Source organism: Egibacteraceae bacterium (genome assembly GCA_040905805.1).
Classification (GTDB): domain Bacteria; phylum Actinomycetota; class Nitriliruptoria; order Euzebyales; family Egibacteraceae; genus DATLGH01.
The window spans coordinates 23,508-31,318 of record JBBDQS010000079.1 but is presented as its reverse complement, the minus strand read 5'-3'; the positions used below and the strand labels follow the sequence as shown (position 1 = coordinate 31,318).

At 70.3% G+C, this 7,811-nt stretch carries 8 protein-coding genes; all 8 read right to left on the bottom strand.

Features of this window, described 5'->3' with window-relative positions; all coding sequences use genetic code 11:
• A partial coding sequence (locus tag WD250_08730; GenBank protein ID MEX2620292.1) for a proton-conducting transporter membrane subunit occupies positions 1–557 on the bottom strand: 557 nt, incomplete at its 3' end.
• A 24-nt stretch (positions 558–581) separates the two neighbouring features.
• The gene (gene nuoL, locus WD250_08725) at positions 582–2,579 is read right to left on the bottom strand and encodes an NADH-quinone oxidoreductase subunit L (GenBank protein ID MEX2620291.1); all 1,998 of its coding nucleotides are present in this window, start codon (positions 2,577–2,579) and stop codon (positions 582–584) included.
• Positions 2,580–2,598: 19 nt separating this feature from the next.
• The gene (gene nuoK, locus WD250_08720; protein ID MEX2620290.1) at positions 2,599–2,916 is read right to left on the bottom strand and encodes an NADH-quinone oxidoreductase subunit NuoK; all 318 of its coding nucleotides are present in this window, start codon (positions 2,914–2,916) and stop codon (positions 2,599–2,601) included.
• Positions 2,916–3,521 (bottom strand): NADH-quinone oxidoreductase subunit J, encoded by a 606-nt coding sequence (locus WD250_08715; protein MEX2620289.1) that lies wholly within the window; start codon positions 3,519–3,521, stop codon positions 2,916–2,918. Before WD250_08715 ends, nuoK begins: the two co-directional genes overlap by 1 nt.
• Positions 3,518–4,282, bottom strand: a complete 765-nt coding sequence (locus tag WD250_08710) for an NADH-quinone oxidoreductase subunit I (GenBank protein MEX2620288.1) — start codon at positions 4,280–4,282, stop codon at positions 3,518–3,520. Before WD250_08710 ends, WD250_08715 begins: the two co-directional genes overlap by 4 nt.
• The gene (locus WD250_08705) at positions 4,282–5,334 is read right to left on the bottom strand and encodes a complex I subunit 1 family protein (protein ID MEX2620287.1); all 1,053 of its coding nucleotides are present in this window, start codon (positions 5,332–5,334) and stop codon (positions 4,282–4,284) included. Before WD250_08705 ends, WD250_08710 begins: the two co-directional genes overlap by 1 nt.
• Before the next feature lie 4 nt (positions 5,335–5,338).
• Entirely contained in the window at positions 5,339–6,532 is a 1,194-nt protein-coding gene (locus WD250_08700) for an NADH-quinone oxidoreductase subunit D (protein MEX2620286.1), read from the bottom strand.
• The gene (locus tag WD250_08695; protein ID MEX2620285.1) at positions 6,529–7,803 is read right to left on the bottom strand and encodes an NADH-quinone oxidoreductase subunit C; all 1,275 of its coding nucleotides are present in this window, start codon (positions 7,801–7,803) and stop codon (positions 6,529–6,531) included. Before WD250_08695 ends, WD250_08700 begins: the two co-directional genes overlap by 4 nt.
• Positions 7,804–7,811 lie beyond the last annotated feature (8 nt).

Below are 7,811 nucleotides of genomic sequence, written 5' to 3'. Positions count from 1 at the left end.
AGCATGAACACCGAGCCGAACAGCGTGTAGAGGAAGAACTTCACGGCGGCGTACTCGCGCCGCGGGCCGCCCCAGATCCCGATCATGAAGTACATCGGGACCAGGACGAGCTCCCAGAACACGAAGAACAGCACCAGGTCGAAGGCGATGAACGTCCCCGCCATCCCCGTCTGCAGCAGCAGCATCAGCGCGAGGAAGGCGCGGGGGCGACCGGGCTCCTCGATGTGCTGGTAGGCGTAGATCGAGCAGAGGAAGGTGAGCAGGTAGGACAGCACGAACAGGGGCAGGCTGATCCCGTCGATGCCGACGTGGTAGTTCGCGCCGATCGCCGCGATCCACGGGATGTCGACGTGGAACGCCAGCGCCTCACCCGCCCCGCGCACGTCGCCGAGGTAGTACGTCCCCAGGATCGCGAGCGACAGCACGAAGCCCACGAGCGAGACCAGGAGCGCGACCGGCTTGGCGGTTTCCTCGCTGCGCCGCGGGATCAGCATGATGATCCCCGCCCCCAGCAGCGGCAGGAACACCGTGACGCTGATCGCCCAGTTCTCCCACATGCCTTGGTCCCTTCTGCTGGTCGGCTACGCGGTCGCGAACAGTACGCCGAGGACGATCACGCCGACGAACAACCCGCCGGCGTACAGCTGCACGTTGCCCGACTGCGCCAGGCGCATCCGGGCCCCCGACCACATCGTCGAGTTGCCGATCCCGTTGATGGCTCCGTCGATGCCGCGCTGATCGCCGACGTCATACGTCCATTGACCGAGTCTGGCCACACCCGCGCCGGCACGGTACACGACCTGGTCGATCACGCGGTCGTTGAGCCACACCGCAGCGGCCGCGACCGGTCCCCGCAGGCCGGCCACGATCACGCCCTCGTACAGGTGGTCCAGGTAGTAGCGGTTCTGCAGCGTCGTGGTGACCAGCCCCATCCGCAGCATCGGGTCGCGCTCCGGGACCCGGCGGTACAGGCGGGCGCCCACCAGGAACCCGAGCAGGGCCAGCCCCGTCGCCGCCAGCGCGATCGGCAGGTTCAGCTCGATCGGGTGGCCGGCCCAGTAGTCGATCGAGAACATCGTCCAGGCGCTGAAGGCGTAGGGCTGGAACGCTTCGAACGGCAGGTTGACCAGGCCGATCAGCACGGCGGGGATCGCGAGGGCCACCAGCGGCGCGGTCATCGACACCGGGCTCTCGTGGGGCGTGCCCGCCCCGCGGAAGGTGCCGGCGAAGACCAGGAACAGCACCCGGGCCATGTAGAACGCGGTCAGCAGGCCGCCGACGATGCCGAGGCCGAACACGAGCGTGCCGCCGTACCCGCCGGCATGCAGGGCCTCGACGAGGATCTCGTCCTTGGACCAGAACCCGGCCAGGGGCGGGAAGGCCGCCAGCGCCAGGGAACCGACCAGGAAGGTGGCGAAGGTGACCGGCATGACCCGGCGCAGGCCGCCCATGTCGCTCATGTTGTTCGAGTGCGCCGCATGGATCAGCGAGCCGGCCCCCAGGAACAGCAGGGCCTTGAAGAAACCGTGGGTGAACAGGTGGAAGATCCCGGCGGTGTAGCTGAACGCCAGCGCCGCGACCATGTAGCCGAGCTGGCTGACCGTGGAGTACGCCAGCACCTTCTTCACATCGTCCTGCACGATGGCGAGCAGACCCGCCGAGACCAGCGTGATCGCGCCGATGATCGCCACGACCAGCAGCGCGGTCTCGGAGGCGTGGAACACCGGGAAGAGCCGGGCGATCAGGAACACGCCGGCGGTGACCATCGTGGCGGCGTGGATCAGCGCCGAGACCGGCGTGGGCCCCGCCATGGCGTCGGGCAGCCACGTGTGCAGGGGGAACTGGGCGGACTTGCCGACCGCGCCGAGGAACAGCGCGAGCAGGGCGAAGGTCAGCAGGCCGCTGTCGAGCGGCGCGCCACCGGCCTGCACCCCGTCGCCGACCGCCCCGATGATCTCGCCGATGTCGAAGGTCCGGAACATGGACCACAGGGCGATGATCCCGACGATCAGCCCGATGTCGCCGGTCTTGGTCGTGAGGAAGGCTTTGATAGCCGCGTTCGAGTTGTTCTTCTCCTCCCACCAGAAGCCGATCAGCAGGAAGGAGCACACGCCGACCAGCTCCCAGCCGACCAGCATCAGCATGAGGTTGTTGCTCACCACCAGCAGCAGCATGGAGGCTGTGAACAGGCTGAGCAGCGTGTAGTACCAGGTGAAGCGGGGGTCGCCGTGCATGTAGCCCAGGGAGTAGATGTGCACCATCAGGCTCACGAACGTGACCAGCAGGAACATCATGGCGGTCAGGCCGTCGACGCGGATGCCGGCGTCGAAGCCGAGCTCGCCGCCGAACCGGGTCAGTTCCACCGCCCGCTCCACCAGGAACGCCGGCGTGCCCTCCAGGGCTGCGCCGACGTTGGCGGAGAACACCTCGACGGCCACGAGCACCCCGAGCCCGAGGGCGATGGCCATGGAGGCGATCCCCACCTCGGCGCCGCCCTTGGGCAGGTGCCGGCCGGCGGCCAGAATGATCGCCGCCGCCGCCGCCGGGAGGGCGGGGATCAGCCAGGCGTACTCGCTCACCAGCAGCTCCTGGATCGGGTCAGAACTTCATCAGGTCGGCGTCGTCGATGTTGACCGACGCCCGGTTGCGGTACAGCAGCAGCACGATCGCGAGCCCAACCCCCACCTCGGCGGCGCCGACGGCGATCACGAACAGCGCGAACACCTGGCCGGACAGCAGGGCGTCGCCGAGCTGCGCGGCGGCCACCTGCCCGAAGACGACCAGGTTGATGGTGGCCGCGGCGAGCATCAGCTCGACGCTCATCAGCACCAGGACGGCGTTGCGCCGGGACAGGACCCCGTACACGCCCACGCTGAAGAGCAGCGCGGCGAACACGAGCGGGTAGACGGCCATCATCAGCGCGGCAGCTCCTGGCTCTGGTGTGTCACGCCCGGCGTCCCGCTGGCGTCGCTGGGCACCGGCTGCGGGCGCTCCGACGGCAGGGCCGGGTCGGGTTGCGGCTCTGGCCCCTCCCCCTCTTCCCGGCGCGCGAGGATGATCGCCCCGATGAGCGACACGGTGAGGAAGAACCCGAGGACCATGAACGGGAAGGCCCAGTGGAGGTACAGCACGTCCCCGAGGTCCCCCGCCGTCGTCACGGACAGGGTCAGCGCCACGTCGCCGAAGGCCCCGAGGATCATGGTGGTGAGGAAACCGAACAGGCTGAGGCTCACGACCAGCGCCAGCCTGCCCCCATCGTTGTGCTGGGCCATCGGGCCGATCGGCGCCCGCGTCAGCATCAGCCCGAACAGGATCAGCACGACCACCGCGCCGACGTAGACGAGCACCTGGGTCCAGGCGAGGAACTCCGCGCCCACCACCAGGAAGGTCCCGGCCACGGCCAGCAGGGCCACGACCAGGTAGAGCGCGGCGTGCACCACGTTGCGGGCCGTGACGACCAGCAGGGCGGCCGCGCCGCCCACCACCGCGACGGCCAGCATGACGACGTCGGCGATCGTCACCCGGCAGCCCTTTCCGCACGGATCCTGGCCTTCTCCTTGCGCACGTACGCCGCCTTCGCCTTCGCGCGGGCCACCCGCTCGCTCTTGCCCTCCGCCACCAGCTGATCGAAGACCTCCTGGTCGACCTGCGCCTCGACGTGGATGTCGTCGTCGCCTGCGGGCGCAGCAGCCTGCCCGCCGCCGGCTGCACCGCCGCCACCCGCGGCCGGCTGCGATGCCGCCATGAGCTGGGCCGCCTGGGCCTCGGCGGCCTTGCGCGCGGCCGCCAGACCGTCGCTGATCTCGGGCGGGATCTCCGCGCCCACCTCCAGGTCCGGTGGCGCGGGCACCGTGTCCATCCACACCCGCAAGCGCTCCTTCTCGTGGGTCAGCTCACGGACCGAGTAGGTCGAGTACTCGAACTCCGGGGACCAGAACAGGGCGTCGAACGGGCACACCTCCACGCAGATGCCGCAGTACATGCAGAGCGCGAAGTCGATCGCGAAGCGATCCAGCTGGTTGCGCGTGCGTGCCCGCCCGCCCTCCTTCTTCGGCGGGATGGTGTCCTTGTGGCTGTCGATGTAGATGCACCAGTCGGGGCACTCCTTGGCGCAGAGCATGCAGACGGTGCAGTTCTCCTCCATCAAGGCGATCACGCCGCGGGTCCGTGGCGGCAGGTCGGGCTTGACGTGGGGGTACTGCGCGGTCGTGGCCGGGGTCATCATCGTCTTGAGCGTGACACCCAGGCCCTTGAGCAGGCCGATCTTCGGGAGGGTGCGCATCACCACATCACCTTCGCGATCGCAACGACGACGATATTGAGCAGGGCCAGGGGGATGAGAACCAGCCAGGACATCTGCTGCAGCTGGTCCTCACGCAAGCGCGGGAACGTGGCGCGCAGCCAGACCATAACGAACGTCAGGCCCACGATCTTGCCCATCGTGATCGCGAACCCCAGCACCGCCCCCAGCGCGCCGGCGGGCAGCCCGACGCCCGGCCAGGGATACCACCCGCCCAGGAACAGCACGGTGGCCAGCGCCGACAGGACGACCATCCCGGCGTACTCCGACAGCATGAAGAACGCGTAGCGCAGACCGGTGTACTCGGTCATGTGGCCGAAGATGATCTCGGAGTCCGCGATCGGCATGTCGAAGGGTGGCCGGGACAGCTCGGCCAGCGCCGCGACGTAGAACATCCCGAAGCCGATCAGGTGGGGCACGGCGAAGGGCACCGGCACCGCCCCGAACAGGCGGAACTCGTGCTGGGCCTCGACGATGCCCACCAGGGAGAGCGTGCCCGTCTGCAGCACGATGGCGGCTGCGGCCAGCACCAGCGGCAGCTCGTAGGCGATGAGCTGCGCCGCCGCCCGGATGCCGCCCATCAGCGAGTACTTGTTGGCGCTCGACCAGGCGGCCATCAGGATGCCGAGCACGCCGACCGAGGAGACGGCCAGCGCGAAGAAGATGCCGGCGTCGAGATCCTCGGCCCAGACCCCGGGCCCGAACGGGATCACGACGAGCACCACGAGCACCGGTACCAGGGAGACCGCCGGCGCCCAGGCGAACACCCACTTGTCCGCCGCCGAGGGGATGATGTCCTCCTTCTGGATGAACTTCACGCCGTCGGCGACCAGCTGGCCCACCCCGTGCCTGATCGGCCCGATGCCCGCCTCCATGGGGCCCATCCGGTCCTGCATGTGCGCCATCACCTTGTGCTCCATGTAGCCGATGGCCAGCGGGGCCGTCAGGAAGAACACGACGATGAGCCCGAGCTTCAGGCCGAGCGACAGCCAGACGCTGTCGAGCGCGAACAGGGACTGCGCCACGATCGCCATCGCCCTACCGGTCCACGTCGCCGACGACGAAGAACACGCTGCCGAGGATGGCGATCATGTCGCTCAGCAGCGCCCCTTCCAGCAGATAGGAGATCATCGCGATGTTGTTGAACGACGGGGTGCGCATCTTCAGGCGCCAGGGGTTCTTCTTGCCGTCGCTGACCAGGTAGTAGCCGCACTGGCCCAGGGGGTTCTCGGTGCGGACGTAGATCGCGCCCTCGGGCGCCTTGACCACCTTCGGCAGGTTGGTGGTCACCGGCCCCGCCGAGATGTTGTCGAGGACGTGGTCGATGATGTCGCAGCTGGCGTCGATCCGGTTCAGCAGCACCATGAAGCGGTCGTAGCTGTCCCCGTTGGTGCCCACGGGGACGTGCACGTCGATGTCGCCGTACTTGGCGTAGGGCTCGGACACCCGGACGTCCTCGGGCACCCCGATCGCGTGCAGGGTGGGCCCGGTGACCCCGTAGCTGGCCGCGACGTCGGCCGGCAGCGGTCCGACCCCCCTGGTGCGGGCGATGAAGATCTCGTTGCCCTCGAGCAGGTCGCGGTACTCCTGGCTGCGCGCACGCACGTTGGTGGTCATCTGGGCGCTGGCGGCGAGGAAACCCCGGGGCAGGTCCTCCTTCAGCCCGCCGACCCGGGCGTAGCTGAAGTGCAGCCGCCCGCCGGTCGCGCTCTCCATGAGGTGCTGGATGTCCTCGCGCTCGCGGAAGGCGAAGAACACGGGGGTGATCGCGCCGAGCTCCAGGCCGAAGGACCCGATGAACATCAGGTGGTTCAGGATGCGGTTCCACTCGGCCATGAGCACGCGGATCCACTGGGCGCGGTCGGGGACCTCAAGGCCCATCATCCGTTCGACGGCGATCGCCACACCGAGCTCGTTGTTGAATGCCGACAGCCAGTCGTGGCGGTTGACCAGCGCCATGATCTGGCGGTAGTCCCGCGCCTCGGCGAGCTTCTCGAACCCCCGGTGCATGTAGCCGATGACCGGCCGGGCCCGCCGGATCTTCTCGCCGTCGAGGTCGATGACCACGCGCAGCACGCCGTGCGTCGCCGGGTGCTGCGGCCCGATGTTCAGGTTCATGTCCTGGGTGGTCAGCTCGCCCTCGTCGCGGACCTCCACGAGCAGACCCTCGCCGGGCCCACCGGGGAGCAGGCCCTCCCCGCGCTCGGTGGTCATGCTGTCCAGGTCGGTCATGGCCGGTCGCCTTCCCCGTCGCTGGTCTCCGGCGCCTCGGACGGGCGGTCGTCGCGTCGCGTGGAGGTCTCGTCGAGGATCTCGCCGGGCTCGCGGTCCACGTCGGCGTCGTCCGACGTGGGCGCGCGCTCGTCGTCGAGCGGGGCGCTGGACACGCCGGGCTCGGCCGACCGGTCCCGTGCGTGCGCCTCGGCGTGCCGGCCCTCCGCCTCCACGCCCGGCGTCCCGCTGGGGGTCGGTGGGGCCCCCTCGCCGACGGCGGCCTCGGCCTGGGGGTCGTGGACCGGCGGCTCGCTGCCGGTCGCGTCCCCCGGGGCGCCCACGGCCGGGTCACCCCCGACCGCCCCGGCGGCGGCGTCCTTCGCGACGGCGGTGCCGGCGATGTCGGCGGCGCCCGAGGGGGTCTGCGGCTCGGGCTCGCCGGCGGCGGCGGCGACGTGGGCCGCCGCCTCGCCGCCGGTGTCGCCGCCGGTCGTCCCGTTCGCCGCGGCCGCCTGGGCGTCGGACTGCTCGTCGGCGGTGGCCGCCCCGGCCGCCTGCGCCTCCTCGGTGCTCGCTGACTGCGCCGCCTCCCGCTCGGCCTGCTTCTGGGCGCGCATCGCGGCGGCCTTCTCGCGGGCGCGCTCGGCGCGGGCCTGGCTGGCCTTGGCCTTGTCCTCGGCGCTGACGGGCGCCTCAGCCGCGGTCGCGTCGGCCCCCTCCTCGGCGCCGACCGCCTTGGGCTCCTTCAGGCCGGGCCAGGGCTTGGCCTCCCGGGTGGACAGCAGGAAGTCCTTGCGCAGCGGGAAGCCCTCGAAGTTCTCGACGGTCAGCAGGCGCGGTAGGAGGCCGGGGTGACCCTCGAAGTCGATCCCGAACATGTCGTAGGTCTCGCGCTCGTGCCAGTTGGCGCCCAGGTACAGGTGGGTCAGGGTCGGGACGCGCGGCGCCTCCCGACCGCCGGGGGCGAGCACCCGCAGCAGGACGTGGTGGCGGTGGCGCATCGAGTAGAGGACGGTGACCACGGCGAAGCCGTCCTCGCCGAGGTCCACCCCCGTGTTGAAGCTGTAGAAGTCGAAGGCGAGCTCGGGCGACTCCCGGCACAGCCGGGCGGCCTCGGGCAGCGCCTCCGGGGCGAGCGTGACCGTCGCCTGACCGAAGGCGGTGTCGATGTCGTGGACGGCCGCGCCCAGCTGCGCCCGCAGGCGCCCGGCGATGGCGGCCGCCTCCAGGGGCGATGCGGGGCCGCCGGCGGTGGCGGGCGTGGCCGGAGCCTGGCTCGAGGAGGTCATTGATCTCC

Excerpts from the sequence above, each read along its gene's own strand:
- nuoK (MEX2620290.1), bottom strand. The coding sequence starts at position 2,916 with ATGATGGCCGTCTACCCGCTCGTGTTCGCCGCGCTGCTCTTCAGCGTG.
- WD250_08710 (MEX2620288.1), bottom strand. The coding sequence starts at position 4,282 with ATGCGCACCCTCCCGAAGATCGGCCTGCTCAAGGGCCTGGGTGTCACG.
- WD250_08705 (MEX2620287.1), bottom strand. The coding sequence starts at position 5,334 with ATGGCGATCGTGGCGCAGTCCCTGTTCGCGCTCGACAGCGTCTGGCTG.
- WD250_08700 (MEX2620286.1), bottom strand. The coding sequence starts at position 6,532 with ATGACCGACCTGGACAGCATGACCACCGAGCGCGGGGAGGGCCTGCTC.
- WD250_08695 (MEX2620285.1), bottom strand. The coding sequence starts at position 7,803 with ATGACCTCCTCGAGCCAGGCTCCGGCCACGCCCGCCACCGCCGGCGGC.